General features: G+C 68.8%; 17 protein-coding genes and 1 tRNA gene. 12 read left to right on the forward strand and 6 right to left on the reverse strand.

Annotation, left to right across the window (positions count from 1 at the left end):
- Positions 1-35: 35 nt before the first annotated feature.
- From ACFWY5_RS04050 to ACFWY5_RS04060, 3 genes are all read right to left on the reverse strand, one after another.
- A complete protein-coding gene (locus ACFWY5_RS04050) occupies positions 36-1,307 on the reverse strand; it encodes an extracellular solute-binding protein (protein WP_379630500.1) in 1,272 nt (423 codons plus the stop codon).
- A gap of 205 nt (positions 1,308-1,512) precedes the next feature.
- Positions 1,513-3,375, reverse strand: a complete 1,863-nt coding sequence (locus tag ACFWY5_RS04055) for an acyl-CoA dehydrogenase family protein (protein ID WP_379630501.1) — start codon at positions 3,373-3,375, stop codon at positions 1,513-1,515.
- 53 nt (positions 3,376-3,428) lie between these two features.
- A complete protein-coding gene (locus ACFWY5_RS04060) occupies positions 3,429-3,809 on the reverse strand; it encodes a VOC family protein (protein WP_379630502.1) in 381 nt (126 codons plus the stop codon).
- 67 nt (positions 3,810-3,876) lie between these two features.
- Between ACFWY5_RS04060 and ACFWY5_RS04065 the strand changes: the two genes are divergently transcribed.
- Complete coding sequence (locus tag ACFWY5_RS04065; protein ID WP_379630503.1) at positions 3,877-4,428, forward strand: isochorismatase family protein; 552 nt, start codon at positions 3,877-3,879, stop codon at positions 4,426-4,428.
- Here the strand turns inward: ACFWY5_RS04065 and ACFWY5_RS04070 are convergent, their stop codons facing one another.
- Positions 4,429-5,166: a class I SAM-dependent methyltransferase gene (locus ACFWY5_RS04070; RefSeq protein ID WP_379614607.1), complete on the reverse strand. Its 738-nt coding sequence runs from the start codon at positions 5,164-5,166 to the stop codon at positions 4,429-4,431.
- A 113-nt stretch (positions 5,167-5,279) separates the two neighbouring features.
- On the opposite strand from ACFWY5_RS04070, the gene ACFWY5_RS04075 reads away from it, so the two are divergent.
- Positions 5,280-5,819, forward strand: a complete 540-nt coding sequence (locus ACFWY5_RS04075; protein WP_379614605.1) for an RNA polymerase sigma factor — start codon at positions 5,280-5,282, stop codon at positions 5,817-5,819.
- Entirely contained in the window at positions 5,806-6,702 is an 897-nt protein-coding gene (locus tag ACFWY5_RS04080) for a hypothetical protein (RefSeq protein ID WP_379630504.1), read from the forward strand. Before ACFWY5_RS04075 ends, ACFWY5_RS04080 begins: the two co-directional genes overlap by 14 nt.
- Here the strand turns inward: ACFWY5_RS04080 and ACFWY5_RS04085 are convergent.
- Entirely contained in the window at positions 6,691-7,716 is a 1,026-nt protein-coding gene (locus ACFWY5_RS04085) for an adenosine deaminase (RefSeq protein ID WP_379630505.1), read from the reverse strand. The two genes, ACFWY5_RS04080 and ACFWY5_RS04085, sit on opposite strands and share 12 nt — an antisense overlap.
- A gap of 68 nt (positions 7,717-7,784) precedes the next feature.
- Here ACFWY5_RS04085 and ACFWY5_RS04090 point away from each other — a divergent pair, with 68 nt between their 5' ends.
- Genes ACFWY5_RS04090 through ACFWY5_RS04105 form a run of 4 tightly spaced genes read left to right on the forward strand, consistent with a single transcriptional unit; the run spans position 7,785 to position 10,242 of the window.
- Positions 7,785-8,279 carry a SigE family RNA polymerase sigma factor gene (locus tag ACFWY5_RS04090; RefSeq protein WP_379614599.1) on the forward strand — a complete coding sequence of 165 codons (495 nt, stop codon included), beginning with the start codon at positions 7,785-7,787 and terminating at the stop codon, positions 8,277-8,279.
- The gene (locus ACFWY5_RS04095; protein ID WP_379630506.1) at positions 8,276-9,172 is read left to right on the forward strand and encodes a PASTA domain-containing protein; all 897 of its coding nucleotides are present in this window, start codon (positions 8,276-8,278) and stop codon (positions 9,170-9,172) included. The genes ACFWY5_RS04090 and ACFWY5_RS04095 overlap by 4 nt, the downstream gene beginning before the upstream one ends.
- A gap of 30 nt (positions 9,173-9,202) precedes the next feature.
- Positions 9,203-9,739, forward strand: coding sequence for a hypothetical protein (locus ACFWY5_RS04100; RefSeq protein WP_379614595.1), 537 nt, complete (start codon positions 9,203-9,205; stop codon positions 9,737-9,739).
- A 32-nt stretch (positions 9,740-9,771) separates the two neighbouring features.
- Positions 9,772-10,242, forward strand: coding sequence for a hypothetical protein (locus tag ACFWY5_RS04105; protein ID WP_379630507.1), 471 nt, complete (start codon positions 9,772-9,774; stop codon positions 10,240-10,242).
- Between the two features lie 56 nt (positions 10,243-10,298).
- On the opposite strand, the gene ACFWY5_RS04110 is transcribed toward ACFWY5_RS04105, so the two are convergent.
- On the reverse strand, positions 10,299-11,501 hold the full coding sequence (locus tag ACFWY5_RS04110; protein WP_379614591.1) for a pyridoxal phosphate-dependent aminotransferase: 1,203 nt from the start codon (positions 11,499-11,501) through the stop codon (positions 10,299-10,301).
- Positions 11,502-11,672: 171 nt separating this feature from the next.
- Between ACFWY5_RS04110 and ACFWY5_RS04115 the strand changes: the two genes are divergently transcribed.
- The 5 genes from ACFWY5_RS04115 to rplA all read left to right on the forward strand — a co-directional run bounded on the left by ACFWY5_RS04115 (position 11,673) and on the right by rplA (position 14,242).
- Positions 11,673-11,745: transfer RNA gene (locus ACFWY5_RS04115), tRNA-Trp, on the forward strand.
- Positions 11,746-11,819: 74 nt separating this feature from the next.
- Positions 11,820-12,065, forward strand: a complete 246-nt coding sequence (gene secE / locus ACFWY5_RS04120; protein WP_184958106.1) for a preprotein translocase subunit SecE — start codon at positions 11,820-11,822, stop codon at positions 12,063-12,065.
- A 39-nt stretch (positions 12,066-12,104) separates the two neighbouring features.
- Positions 12,105-12,917: a transcription termination/antitermination protein NusG gene (gene nusG / locus ACFWY5_RS04125; RefSeq protein ID WP_379630508.1), complete on the forward strand. Its 813-nt coding sequence runs from the start codon at positions 12,105-12,107 to the stop codon at positions 12,915-12,917.
- A gap of 109 nt (positions 12,918-13,026) precedes the next feature.
- Entirely contained in the window at positions 13,027-13,458 is a 432-nt protein-coding gene (rplK, locus tag ACFWY5_RS04130) for a 50S ribosomal protein L11 (RefSeq protein WP_184958104.1), read from the forward strand.
- 64 nt (positions 13,459-13,522) lie between these two features.
- A complete protein-coding gene (gene rplA, locus ACFWY5_RS04135) occupies positions 13,523-14,242 on the forward strand; it encodes a 50S ribosomal protein L1 (protein WP_184958103.1) in 720 nt (239 codons plus the stop codon).
- Positions 14,243-14,515: the final 273 nt, after the last annotated feature.

The following is a 14,515-nucleotide window of genomic DNA, read 5'->3' on the forward strand; positions in this document are numbered from 1 at the left end:
GGCACCGAGCCGCCTGCCGTACACACCTCGACCGATCAGCCGGTCTCGGCGACCTTCTGGAGCTCACCGAGCGTCTTGGCCGGGTCCTTCACGGCGCCGCCCATGGTCTGCTTGATCTGGGTGTTCAGCTCAGACCACTTGGGGTCCTGGAACGGGTAGAAGCTGGCGTTGGGCAGGCCGTCGAGGAACGGCTTGAGCTTCTCGTCGCCCGAGAGCTTCTGGATGCCGCCGTTGGTGACGGGCAGCAGCTTGTAGAGGTCCACGATCTTCTCGGCGGCCGGGCCGGTGTAGAAGAAGTCGAAGAACTTCTTGATCTCCTCGGGGTGCTTGTTCTGGTTGAACGCCATGATCCAGTCCATGACGCCCAGGGTCGTGTCGAGCGGGCCGGACTTGCCGGGGATCGCCACGACGCCGTACTTGTCCTTCACGGCGCCCTTGTCGAAGATCGGGATGGACATGGGGCCGCCGTTGGCCATGCCGACCTTTCCGGCGGCGAAGTCCTCCCAGACCGTCTTGCGGTCCTTGGTGCCGGGGTTCGGGCTGGTCAGGCCGGCGTCGACGAGGCCCTTGACGTAGGTGAACGTCTCGACGTTGGCGGGGGAGTTGATCGCCCACTTGCCGGCGGAGTCCTTGTAGCCGCCGCCGTTGCCCAGCATCCACAGGAACGCCTCGGCCTGCGCCTCCTCCTGGCCCAGCGGGAGGCCGAAGGGCTGGCTGACGCCGGACTTCTTCAGCTTCTCGGCCGCGGCCTTGAGCTCGTCCCAGGTCTTCGGCGGCTCGGCGATGCCGGCCTTGGTGAACAGTTCCTTGTTGTAGAACAGGGCGCGGGCGGAGGAGACGAACGGCAGGCCGTACGCGGCGCCGTCGACCTTGCCGAACTCGGCGAACTTGGCCAGCAGGTCCTGCTGGACGTTCGGGGAGACGATCTCCTCGACCTTGTGCAGCAGGCCGTCCTTGACGAAGCCGGAGTAGTCGCCGGTCTGCAGGATGTCGGGCGCCTGGCCGTTCTGGACCATGGTCGCGACCTGCTTGTCGATGTCATTCCAGTTGATGACGGTGACTTCGACCTTGATGTTCGGGTTGGCCTTGTTGAACTCGGCGACGACCTCCTTCCAGAAGTTGTCGCCGGAGTTCGCCGCGCCGGGGCCGTCGCCGTAGTCGGCCGCGACCATCTTCAGCGTGACCGCGCCACCGGCGGAGGCCGTGTTGCCACCCTCGGCCGGCGTGCCCGAGCCGCCGCCACAGCTGGACAGGACCAGCATGGTGGCCAGGCCGAGAGCGGCGCCGCCCACAAGCTTGATGTTCACCGTAGATACCGCCTTCTCGTCGGACGGGTCACGCTGGTCCGTACCAGCCCCGGACCCAGCCCACAGGGTTTGGGGGTGCGTGAGCCACAGCTCACCGCGTTTGCGTCAGAGTAAGCCTCTGTTCAGCAGCCGGTCTATACCGGTGGGTATCGGTTTGAAAACATCCAAACGCACAAACCGGCATAACCGGTCTAGACCGGGTGTGTCAGGGGATCTTTCTCCGCACGTTCTCCCCGCCCTCGGGCGCGCCGATCCACGGGCCCTCGACCGAGGGGTCGAGGATGCCCTCTTCGAGGAAGGTGTAGCGGCCTTCCAGGACGTAGCCCGCCAGCCGTACCTCCTGGGCGTCGTTGTTGTCCCAGAGTGTCGAGAAGAGCGTCTGGATGCGGCGGCTGGCCTGCAGGCAGAACGTGTCGGCCAGTTCCTGCGGGCGCCGGCCCAGGTCGGCGGCGTCCTCCCTGGCCTTCACGCAGGCGGCCGTCATCGCGAACAGCTCGGCGCCGATGTCCACGATCCGGCCGAGGAAGGCCTGCTTGTGCTCCAGCCGTCCCTGCCAGCGCGACATGCCGTAGAAGAGCGAGCGCGCCAGCTTCCTGCTGGTCCGCTCCACGTAGCGCAGGTGACGGGCGAGCGGGCCGAAGTCGGGGTACGACGCGGGCAGCGAACCGGAGCCCGCCACCAGCGTGGGCAGCCACCTGGCGTAGAAGGCGGTCGCCCGCCGGAGCGCCTGGGCCCGCTCGTGGCGGGAGGCATCCGGGTTGATCAGCTCACCGGCGGCGCTCAGATGGGCGTCGACCGCCTCGCGGGTGATCAGCAGCTTCATGATCTCCGAGGAGCCCTCGAAGATCCGGTTGATCCGGGAGTCGCGCAGCATCTGCTCGGCTGGTACGCCCCGCTCGCCCCTGGCCACCAGGGACTCGGCGGTCTCGTAGCCGCGTCCGCCCCTGATCTGGACCAGTTCGTCGAGGGCGGTGTAGGACAACTCGGTGGCGTACAGCTTGGCCAGCGCCGCCTCGATGCGGATGTCGGTGGCGGCCGAGTCGGCCATGCGCGCGGTCAGGTCGCAGACGGCCTCCAGCGCGTAGGCGGTGGCCGCGATGAACGCGATCTTCGTGGCCACGGCCTCGTGCTCGCCGACGCTGCGTCCCCACTGCACCCGCGCCGAGCTCCACTCGCGGGCGATCTTCACCGCCCACTTGGCGTTGCCCGCGCAGGTGGCGGGCAGGGAGAGCCGCCCGGTGTTGAGCGTGGTCAGCGCGATCTTCAGCCCTTCGCCCTCGCGCCCGATCAGGTTGGCCGCAGGCACCCGCACGCCGGCGAACGTCGTGACCCCGTTCTCGATCCCGCGCAGCCCCATGAAGGTGTTGCGCCGCTGCACCGTGATCCCCGGCGAGTCGCCCTCGACCACGAAGGCGCTGATCTTCTTCCCGGTACGCGCCATCACGACGAGCAGATCGGCGACCACTCCGTTCGTGGTCCAGAGCTTCGTCCCGTCGAGGACGTAGTCGTCCCCGTCCTTGACGGCGGTGGTGGCCAGCCGTGCGGGGTCCGACCCCACATCCGGCTCAGTCAGCAGAAACGCCGATATTTCACCCTTTGCGCAGCGTGGGAGGAATTTCCGCTTCTGCTCCTCGGTGCCGAACAGCTTCAGCGGCTGCGGCACCCCGATCGACTGATGCGCCGACAGCAGCGTGGCCAGCGCCGGGCAGTACGACCCGACCAGCATGAGCGCCCGGCAGTAGTAGAGGTACGGCAGGCCCAGCCCGCCGTACTCCTCGGCGATCGTGATCCCGAAGGCCCCGAGCTCTCTGAACCCGTTGACCACCTCGTCGGGAACGACCCCCGTCCGCTCGATGACCGCCGGATCGACCCGCGTATCCAGGAATCTCCGGACGGCCCGGACGAAGTCCTCCCCCCGCTTGGCCGCGTCGTCGGGGACCGCCTGAACCGGATAGACCAGATCCAGCCGGAAATCCCCGAGGAACAGCTGCTTCGCGAAGCTTGGCCGGTTCCACTCCGTCTCACGGGCCTGCTCGCCGAGCTCTCGTGCCTTGGCATAGTCGCTCATCTGCGCCCTCCCGCCGACGTTACGCCCCTGTCGCGGAAGTCGGAAGGCGCGGCCTAGTACGTGGAGACCTCGATGAGGTTGCCGTCCGGGTCACGGAAGTAGACCGACGTCATCTCGCCCAGCGCGCCCGTACGCGGCGCCGGCCCCACCTCGATCGCGACCCCCGAGGCGCCCAGATGCGCGATGACCTCCTCGATCGGCACCGCGCTCACCAGGCACAGGTCCGCCGACCCGGGTGTGGGCCTGGCGGCCTTGGGATCGATCTCGTTCCCCGCGGCATGCAGGTTGATCTTGTGCGGGCCGAAGCGCAGCGCCCTGCGGCCGGCGCCGAACACGACCGGCTCCATGCCCAGGACCTCGTTGTAGAACGCGATGGTCCGGTCGATGTCGGCGACGGTCAGGACCAGGTGATCGAGACGCTCGATGCGGATCATCCGGCCACTCTATTTTGTCGGGAGTACCGGCTACTGTGTTGGCTTCACCACGGACCCAGGGGGCTTCATGACCACTCTCGCCGACCGGCCCAACACCGCGCTGCTGGTCATCGACGTGCAGAACGGTGTCGTCGCCGGCGCTCACGAGCGCGACACGGTCGTCGCCAACATCGGCGACCTCGTGGACAAGGCCAGGCGCGAGCAGGTGCCCGTCGTGTGGGTGCAGCACTCCGACGAGGAACTGGCCCTGCGCAGCGACGGCTGGCAGATCGTGCCAGAACTGGTTCCCGACCAGGCGGAGCCGCTCGTGCACAAGGTCTACCTCGACTCCTTCGAGGACACCGACCTGGAGAGCGTGCTGTCCGGCCTCGGCGTCGGCCACCTCGTCGTGGTGGGCGCGCAGACCGACGCCTGCATCCGCTCCACGCTCCACGGAGCCATCGTCCGCGGCTACGACGCGACGCTGGTCAGCGACGCGCACACCACCGAAGACCAGTCCGCCTGGGGCGCGCCCGCGCCGGAGCAGGTCATCGCCCACACCAACCTCTACTGGCGCTTCCAGACCGCGCCGGGGCGCAAGGGCGGCACCGTGGAGACCAAGGACGTGGCCTTCGGCTGATCAGGACTGGGGAACCCGGGCCACGCAGAAGACCGTCTGGCCGAACGGGGGCCGGATGAACCGCTCGATGAAGCGGGTCGTCGGCACCACCGTGCGGTCGTAGATCTTGACCAGCCGGGGGTCCGGGTACCCCACGCCGCCTCGGCGGACCGCGGCCCACCAGGCGATGCCGCCCAGGAAGTTGATCGGCTTGCACACGTCGATGTCCAGCCCGGCGCGCATGACCGTCTGGGTCAGTGTCTTGGGCGTGTAGCGCTGGACGTGGCCGACCTTGCGGTCGAAGTCTCCGTAGAGCTGCATGTAGCCGGGCACCCAGATGATGATCCGCCCGCCGGGCGCCGTGACCTTGGCCAGCGAGCGCAGGGCCTCGGAGTCCTCCTCGATGTGCTCCAGGACGTTCATGAGGACGACCGTGTCGACCTGGCCCTCCATCGGGACCGCGTCGGGGAGCGCGAAGTGCAGGACCTCGATGTCGGAGTTGTCGGCGAAGCGCTTGTTGAGCTGGTCGCAGCAGTAGGGGTCGAAGTCGCTGACCACCAGCCGGTCCAGCCGCGGCAGGAACTGCTCGGCGAAGTGCCCCAGCCCGGAGCCGATCTCCAGCATCGAGCGGCCGACGTGCGGTGCGACCATGTCGAACTCGTACTGCCGGTAGTTCTTGGCCTCGTCGCCACCTAGGTGGTTCTCCAGGGCCTCGTCACCGGCCGCCGGTTGTACTACACGGTCATACCCAGAAGACATGAGTCCTTGTTTCCTTCAAGGGGCTACGGATCTGCCAGAGTCTAGTGCCCGCTTAACGATGAGGCTCACCTCTTCCGCTGCGGGGCCGCGATGCGGTGGAATCTGTCTCGTCCATGGACGACGACGAGGCGATCACCCGCGCGCTGTCCGGCGACCTGTCCGCCTACGAGGCGCTGGTCGCCCGCTACAGCGCGCTCGCGCACCGCACCGCGGCCATGCTGGGCGCCGGTGACGAGGCCGAGGACGTCGTGCAGGAGGCGTTCGTCAAGGCCTACCGCCATCTCGCCTCCTTCCGCCGCGACGCGCCCTTCCGGCCGTGGCTGCTGCGGATCGTCGCCAACGAGACGCACAACCTCACCCGCTCGCGCGGCCGCCGCACCGAGCTGACGTTGCGGGCGAGCATGAGCGCCGACGCGGCCGCTCCAGACGACCCAGAGGGTACGGCTGTCGCCGCCGACCGCAGGGCCCGGCTCCTGGAAGCGGTACGGCGGCTGCCTGATCGGGAACGTCAGGCCGTGGTCTGCCGGTACTTCTTACAGCTGTCGGAAGCGGAGACCGCCCAGGTGCTCGACTGGCCGCTGGGCACCGTCAAGTCCAGCACCCATCGCGGGCTGGCCAGGCTGAGGGAGGAGGTGGGCCGTGACCTCGCATGAGCCGTTCGACGACCTGGAAGCCGAACTTCTCGCGCTCGGCGACGCCGTCGACGTGCCCGCGCCGCCTCCCTCCGACGTGGCGGCAGCCGTACGCGCCCGGCTGGAGACCGAGGACGGTGCCGGCCTCGCGGACGGCGAGGACACCACCGCCCCCGAGCAGGCCCCGCCACCCGACGAACCCATCACGCCCATCACGCCCGAGGGTGACGCCGGGTCGGGTTCGCCTGCGACGGACGGGCGGGGTGTTCGGCGGGCCGGTGGGCTCTTCCGGCGGCCGCGTGGGCGGGAGGACGTGTCGCGGCGGCCCGCCAGGCGGCGGTGGGTGGTCACGGCGGTCGTGGTCGCGGTCGTGGTGGCGATCACGGCGGCTACACCGCAGGGCAGGGCGGCGGTCGCGCACATCCTGCGGCTGGCCGGCATCGAGCTGCGCATCAGCGACGCCCCGCCGGTGGCCGTGACGCCGACGCCGCTGCCGGGCGAGCGCACGGTCACGCCGGACCAGCTCTCCGATCTGGTGAAATTTCCGGTCAACCGCCCCAGCGTCCTGGGCGAGCCCGGCGAGGTGAGGATCAGCGACAAGGGCCGCGTGGTGTCGATGTTCTGGGACGGCATCAGGCTGGACCAGTTCGACGGCGGCTTCAGCCCGGTCTTCCTCAAGGAGATGGGCGAGCCCTGGCCCGACAACGTCCCGCTCCGCTACGGCGAGGCGTGGTGGATCACCGGCACCCATCGGCTCAGCTACCTCAAGCGCGGCGACAACACCCCGCTCCCGCTGCGGCTGGCCGAGGAGACCCTGCTGTGGGAGCGCCACGGCGTCGGCTTCCGCCTCGAAGGCGTCAAGGACAAGGACCGGGCAGCGGAGATCGCGAACTCACTCCGCTGACGGCGCCGCCAGCCAGTCGTCCACGCCCTTGAGCATCTCCTTGCCCACCGACTCGGGGGCGGCCGACGACCTGATCGACTGCCTGGCCACCTCGGCGATCTCGGCGTCGCGGAAGCCGTACACCTCGCGAAGAAGCTCGTACTGGCGCAGCAGGCGCGCGCCGAACAGCAGCGGGTCGTCGGCGCCCAGCGCGATCGGCACCCCCGCCTCGAACAACCGCCGCACCGGCACGTCGGCCGCCCGCTCGGCCACCCCGAGGCCGACGTTGGAGGTCGGGCAGACCTCGCAGCAGATCTGCCGGTCGGCCAGCCGTTCCATGAGCCGCTCCGACTCCGCCGCGCGCACGCCGTGGCCGACGCGGTCGGCGTGGAGGTCGTAGACACACTGCTCGATGCTGCGGGGGCCGAGCAGTTCGCCGCCGTGGGGCAGGGACAGCAGGCCCGCGCGCTTGGCGATGCGGAAGGCGCGCTCGAACTCCCTGGCCTCGCCGCGCCGCTCGTCGTTGGACAGGCCGAAGCCGACGACCCCGCGGCCGGCGTACTGCACGGCGAGCCTGGCCAGCGTGTTCGCGTCGAGCGGGTGGCGTGTCCTGTTGGCCGCGACGATCACCGCGACACCGATCCCGGCATGCGCGGCGGCGCGCGCGGCCGCGTCGAGCATCAGCTCCAGCGTCGCGGTCAGCCCGCCGAAGCGCTGCTGGAAGCCCGACGGGTCGACCTGGATCTCCAGCCAGCGCGAACCCTCGGCGGCCTCGTCCTCGGCGGCCTCGCGCAGCAGCCGGTAGACGTGCTCGGGCGTGGACAGCACGGACCTGGCGATGTCGTAGAGCCGCTGGAAGCGGAACCAGCCCCGCTCGTCGGTCGCGCGCAGCCGCGGCGGCCAGTCCTCCTCCAGCGCGTCCGGCAGGTGCAGGCCCTGCGACCTGGCCAGCTCGATCAGTGTCGAGTGGCGCATCGAGCCGGTGAAGTGCAGGTGCAGGTGGGCCTTGGGGAGCATGTGGAGCGGGCGGTGCATCTCCTTATTCTTCCACTCAACTTCCCGGCGGGTTCGCGTGTTGTGGAAGGCGAAAGGGGACCCCGCTGATGACGGATGAAGACGAGGCGGCCTTCGACGAGTTCGTCGCCGCCAGAAGCACCTCGCTGCTGCGGACCGCGGTACTGGTCTGCGGCGCGTCGGCGCACGACGCCGAAGACCTGGTCCAGGGCGCACTGGAGAAGGTCTACCGGCACTGGTCGAGGATCCGCCGCGACAACCCCGAGGCGTACGCGCGCAAGGTCGTCGTGAACGCGGCCATCAACAAGGCCAGGCGCCGCCGGGTGCTGCAGGAGATCACCTTCGCCCGGCCGCCCGAGACCGTGGCCGGCTCGCCCGACGTGGACCTGCGCGACAGCCTCATCGGGGAACTGCGCAGGCTGCCGCCCAGGATGCGGGCCGTCCTGGTCCTCCGCTACTGGGAGGACCAGTCGGAGAGCGCCACCGCGGCGCTGCTGGGCTGCTCGCTCGGCACCGTGAAGAGCCAGGCGGCCAGAGGACTGGCCAAGATGCGCGAGAGCGTCAAGGAAGGAGTGTTTCGATGAACGTCGAGGAAGAGCTCAGGGAGGCGATGGCCAGGCACGTCGCCGACGTCCACGCGCCGCCGACGCTGGGGCGCTCCGTGCGCCGCGCCCGCCGCCGCCACACCATCAGATTTCGTACGGCGGGCGCCGCCCTGGTCACCGCGGCGGTGGCGGTGACGGTGCCCGCGGTCCTCACCTCCAACGAACCCCAGCAGGTCAGGGGCAACGAGACCGCTTCGGCCGTGGTCACGACCAAGGTGACGGTGCCCGACGTGAACGGCCTCAAGCTGGATCAGGCGGTGAAGACGCTGAGAGCCGCCGGGCTACAGGTCGACGACGTTTCCGAGATCCCCGAGTTCGTCACCGAGCAGAAGCCCGCCGCGGGCGAGCAGGTCGAACCCGGCACCAAGGTGACGCTCTTCTCCGCGCTGCAGGACCTCGGCGACCTGGGCGACGGCCGGGAGTTCGGCGGGATCCGGGTGGGATACGTCCCCGAGGGCCTGTCCTGGGGCAACTGGTCGGGCAAGAACGGCTTCGGGAAGACCTCCTACACCACCACCTTCGACGAGCCCAACAAGGACCGCTTCTACTCCATCCAGATCGTCGTCTACGAGGGCGACGCGGCGTCGTTCGTCGAGAACCGGCTGGCGGAGTTCCCCGGCCAGGGCGCCGAAACGGTCGAGATCAAGGGGAAGAAGGCCTACCTGGCCAACGTGTCGGAGGGCGGCGAGGTGGCCAAGGTGGGCGCGTACACCGAGCCGGAGGGCGGCACCCACACCATCGGCTGGAAGCTGCGTGACGGCCTCGCGGTCGAGGTCATGATGAGCCAGTTCCGCGTCAAGAACATCGGCAAGGACAAGATCAAGGACGAGCTCGTCAAAATCGCGGAAGGAATTCATCCGATCTCCGAGTAAAGTCCGCCCGAAACTGGGGATCTACCGGGTATGCATTCGGGGCAATGGTGGCGTGCCGCGTTCTCGGTCCTGGCCCTGGTGTCGTCGGTGGTGGCGCTCTCTCTGGTGTTCTCCGCAGATTTCGGACAACAACCCCGGCCCGCGCCGCCGCCTCCCGCCCCCGCGATGATCAAGCCCACCACGATCGCCGTCGTCTCCGACAACTTCTGGCTCACCTATCTCCCCGCGGGCCTGGAACGGACCGGCGGCGGGGTGATCGCCCAGGACAAGGGCGCCGACGGCGGCTGGGCCCGCTTCGGAACCGGCGAACGCACGGTCGAGGCGCAGGTCGAACACGGTACTGTCGCTGCTGACTGGGAGACCTACCGCAAGCGGGCCGACCTTGAGCGCGCCCGCGAGACCACCGTGCGCGGCAAGCCCGCCGTGGTCGGCGCCCATCCGGAAGGCGGCAAGATGATCGTCTGGCTGGAACGCGTCGGCACCGGCGCGTGGATCCGCGTCAGCGAGCCGCTGGCCAAGGAGCTGCTCGCCATCGCGGCCTCGGTGAAGGCCCCGGTGGGAGACTAGGGACCTCTTCCGGAAGGCGGACGATGCGGCGGTTGGCAACGTTGGCGCTCGTGTTCGCTCTGGGCGGGTGCGGCACCGCCGTACCGGAGAGCCGGGTCGTCCCCAGCCCCAGCCCGGAGCCCGTGCGGGCGACGGTGCTGGGGTGCGGCGAGCAGCGGATCACCTACACCGTTCCCGCCGGGCTCAAGCGCGGCGACACGACCACCCGCATCCCTGGGCTGCCCAGCCGGTACGAGGCGCAGAGCGTCGCCTTCGGCAGCGCGGACGACACCCTGTGGATCGGGGTGGTGTGCGGCGTGCACTCGGCCCAGCGGTTCGTCACGCTGATCGGCGACTCGCGGTTGAGCACGCACGAAGGGCGGCCGGCGCTGCGCTGGAACACCCGGGGCAGCGTCCGGCACTTCATGTGGCTCGACCGGCCGGGCCTCGCCGTGTACATCGCGGCGACGCCCGACCTGGCCGACCAGATCGCCACGGTCGCGTCCTCGATCGGCGCCGGGTAGCCCGACCACTGGTACGGACCGCCCTGGTGACCCGCTCTGGTGGCCCGCCTTGGCGGTTAGCGGGCCTCTGATAGCAGCTTGGCGATGCGGCCCACGCCCTCGGCGAGGTCCTGGTCGCCCAGCGCATAGGACAGGCGGAAGTAGCCGGGGGTGCCGAAGGCCTCGCCCGGGACCACCGCGACCTCGGCCTCCTCCAGGATCAGCTCCGCCAGCTCCGCCGAGGTCTGGGGGCGGCGGCCGCGGATCTCCTTGCCGAGCACCTCCTTGACCGACGGGTAGGCGTAGAAGGCGCCCTTCGGCTCCGGGCAGAACACGCCCGGGATGTCGTTGAGCATGCGCACCATCGTCTGGCGGCGGCGGTCGAACGCCTCGCGCATCTCGGACACGGCCGACAGATCACCCTTGACCGCGGCCAGCGCGGCGACCTGGGCCACGTTGGAGACGTTCGAGGTGGCGTGCGACTGGAGGTTGGTGGCCGCCTTGACGACGTCCTTCGGGCCGATCATCCAGCCCACCCGCCAGCCGGTCATCGCGTAGGTCTTGGCGACGCCGTTGAGGATGACGACGTGGTCGGCCGGGACGTAGTGGGCGATGCTGGTGAACTCGGCGCCGCCGTACACCAGATGCTCATAGATCTCGTCGGTGACGACCCACAGGCCGTGCTCGCTCGCCCAGCGGCCGATGGCCTCGACCTCCGCGCGGCTGTAGACCGCGCCGGTCGGGTTGGACGGCGAGACGAACAGCAGCACCTTCGTACGCTCGGTGCGCGCGGCCTCCAGTTGCTCCACCGAGGCCAGGTAGCCGGTGGACTCGTCGGTGACCACGTCGACCTGGACGCCCCCGGCCAGCTTGATCGCCTCGGGGTAGGTGGTCCAGTAGGGGGCGACGGCCAGGACCTCGTCACCCGGGTCCAGCAGGGTCGCGAACGCCTCGTAGACGGCCTGCTTGCCGCCGTTGGTGACCAGGACCTGGGCGGCCTCGACCTGGAAGCCCGAGTCGCGCGCCGTCTTCTCGGCGATGGCCTGCTTCAGCTCGGGCAGGCCGCCCGCCGGGGTGTACTTGTGGTTCTTGGGGTCGCGCGCGGCCTCGACGGCCGCCTCGACGATGTAGCCGGGCGTGGAGAAATCCGGCTCGCCGGCGCCGAAGCCGATGACCGGGCGGCCAGCGGCCTTCATCGCCTTGGCCTTGGCGTCTACGGCGAGGGTGGCGGACTCGGAGATCGCGGAGATTCGTGTGGAGATGCGGGGTCGGGTGGACATGGCTCCATGCTCCCACGATGCTGTTTCCCGGGTGCTGTGACCTGGGCGATCAGATTCGGTTCGACGTGGCGGGGTATTCACCCGTAGACTCTCGCCTGGTCCTGCCGCCGCATGTCGAGCCGCGGTTCGGTCCGGGCAGTGAGCCGGCCGGGGTAGTCTGGTTGGCGACATAGGGCACTAGCGCAATTGGTAGCGCACCGGTCTCCAAAACCGGCGGTTGGGGGTTCGAGTCCCTCGTGCCCTGCGAGTGCGGTCCGCGCAGCTTGGCGTGAAAGCGCGCCGCAATCTGCGTTGGACACGACGGATCAGGTGAGGACTGTGGCGATCGACACGCGCGGCGAGACCGCAGGCAAGCCTAGTGGCGAGAAGAAGACCCGCACATCTCCTGCCCTTTTCTACCGGCAGGTGGTCAACGAGCTGCGTAAGGTCATCTGGCCGACACGCAAGGATCTCATCACCTACACCACGGTCGTTCTGATATTCGTTCTGATCATGGTTGGGATCGTTTACGGCCTCGACGCCGCCCTGGGCTGGGGTGTCATCCGCGTCTTCGGCGGGGAATAACCCTTCGCCACGCGATTCGACGAAAGAGGAAATGTCACCGTGTCCGAGTCTTCATTCCCGGCCGACGAGCCCCGCGAAGAGTGGGACGCCGAGCCGGAAGAGGCCGCTGACGAGGCTGCCGAGCCCGCCGACGACGACGTCGTCGCCGAGGCTCCTGCCGCCGATGAGGTCGATGAGGCCGAGGACGACGACGCTGAGGTTCCCGCCGCCGTCGATGAGGTAGAGGCCGATGACGACGCCGAGGACGAGGACGTCCCGGAGGTCGACCCGGTCGAGGAGTTCAAGCAGTCGCTGCGTGGCCAGCTCGGCGAGTGGTACGTCATCCACTCCTACGCCGGCTACGAGAACCGGGTGAAGTCCAACATCGAGAGCCGCAACGTGTCGCTCAACATGGAGGACTACATCTTCCAGGTCGAGGTGCCCACGCACACCGTCCAGGAGTTCAAGAGCGGCAAGAAGGTCCCGGTCAAGGAGCGCGTGCTGCCCGGCTACGTCCTGGTGCGCATGGAGCTGACCGACGAGTCCTGGGCCGCCGTGCGTAACACGCCCGGTGTGACCGGCTTCGTCGGCCTGTCCAACAAGCCTTCCCCGCTCAGCCTCGACGAGGTCGCCAAGCTGCTGGCCCCGGAGCCGAGCGAAGAGGCCAAGCAGACCAAGACCAAGGCGTCCGCCGGCCCCACGGTCGAGTTCGAGATCGGCGAGTCGGTCACCGTCATGGACGGTCCGTTCGCCACTCTGCCCGCCTCGGTGAGCGAGATCAGCCCCGAGTCGCAGAAGCTCAAGGTGCTGGTCTCCATTTTCGGCCGCGAGACCCCGGTCGAGCTGTCGTTTAACCAGGTCTCCAAGATCTGACATACACTGAGTCGTTCGGCTGGCCGTCTCTCGCGAAGGGCGGCCTTCCGACATGTTCGGCCAGGTACCCGGCCGAACACTTCACCTATCAGGACCCGGAGTAGGAAAAATGCCTCCGAAGAAGAAGATCGCGGCCTTGGTCAAGGTCCAGCTCCCCGCTGGTCAGGCCACCCCGGCCCCGCCCGTCGGTACCGCCCTCGGTCCCCACGGCGTCAACATCATGGACTTCGTCAAGCAGTACAACGCTGCGACGGAGGCTCAGCGGGGCAACATCATCCCCGTTGAGATCACCATCTTCGAAGACCGTAGCTTCACCTTCATCACGAAGACGCCTCCGGCGCCTGAGCTGATCAAGAAGGCCCTGGGCCTCGACAAGGGCAGCGCGGTCCCGCACAAGGAGAAGGTCGGCAAGCTCAGCCGCGAGCAGCTCCGCAGCATCGCCGAGACCAAGATGCCGGACCTCAACGCCAACGACGTCGAAGCAGCGGAGAAGATCATCGCCGGCACCGCCCGGTCGATGGGCATCACCGTCGCCGACTAACCTTCCGACCACCGTGGAAGGGCCGCGCTGGCCCGCACCACAGACTCCACCACAGGAGATAGCCATGCAGCGCAGCAAGGCGCACAAGGACGCGGCGGCCAAGGTCGACCGCGACAAGCTCTACTCTCCGGCCGAAGCCGCCAAGCTGGCCAAGGAGACCACCACCACCAAGTTCGACGCGACCGTCGAAGTCGCGCTCCGACTGGGCGTCGACCCTCGCAAGGCCGACCAGATCGTGCGCGGCACGGTCAACCTCCCGCACGGCACCGGTAAGACCGCCCGGGTCCTGGTCTTCGCGACCGGTGACCGTGCCGAGGCAGCCCGCGAGGCCGGAGCCGACATCGTCGGCGCCGACGAGCTCATCGACGAGATCTCCAAGGGCAACCGCCTCAACGAGTTCGACGCCGTCGTGGCCACCCCCGACCTGATGGGCAAGGTCGGCCGCCTGGGCCGCGTGCTCGGTCCCCGTGGCCTCATGCCCAACCCGAAGACCGGCACCGTGACGCCCGACGTCGCCAAGGCCGTGACGGAGATCAAGGGCGGCAAGATCGAGTTCCGCACCGACCGGCAGGCGAACCTGCACTTCATCATCGGCAAGACGTCGTTCCCCGAGCGCCAGCTCATCGAGAACTACGCCGCCGCGCTGGACGAGGTGCTCCGTCTCAAGCCGTCGGCCGCCAAGGGCCGTTACGTGAAGAAGGTCACCTTCTCCACCACCATGGGCCCCGGCGTCCCGGTCGACCCCAACGCCACCCGCGGGCTCACCGCGGAGCTGGACGGCTAGCCGTACTGGCTGCATCCGCTCAAGGCCCTGCCGTTGTACGGCGGGGCCTTCTGCTTTACCGGCTCGGGCCTTACAGGCACGGTCCTCGCTTCGCTCGGGCAGCCCTTTCTTGGGGCAAGCCCACGTGTGGCAGGCTCCCCTGTAGTCCTGGGCGGTGTCCAGTCTGCTTCGCTCCGTGGTGAGCCCGCTGGCACAGTCGGGGAGGTGTCGACCGTGGGTTGGGAGGGCGAGCGCTGTGCGGGCGGCCGGCTTGGTGGATGATCATCGTGCGCG

This window comes from Nonomuraea sp. NPDC059007 (assembly GCF_042740555.1).
In the GTDB taxonomy this organism is placed as follows: domain Bacteria; phylum Actinomycetota; class Actinomycetes; order Streptosporangiales; family Streptosporangiaceae; genus Nonomuraea.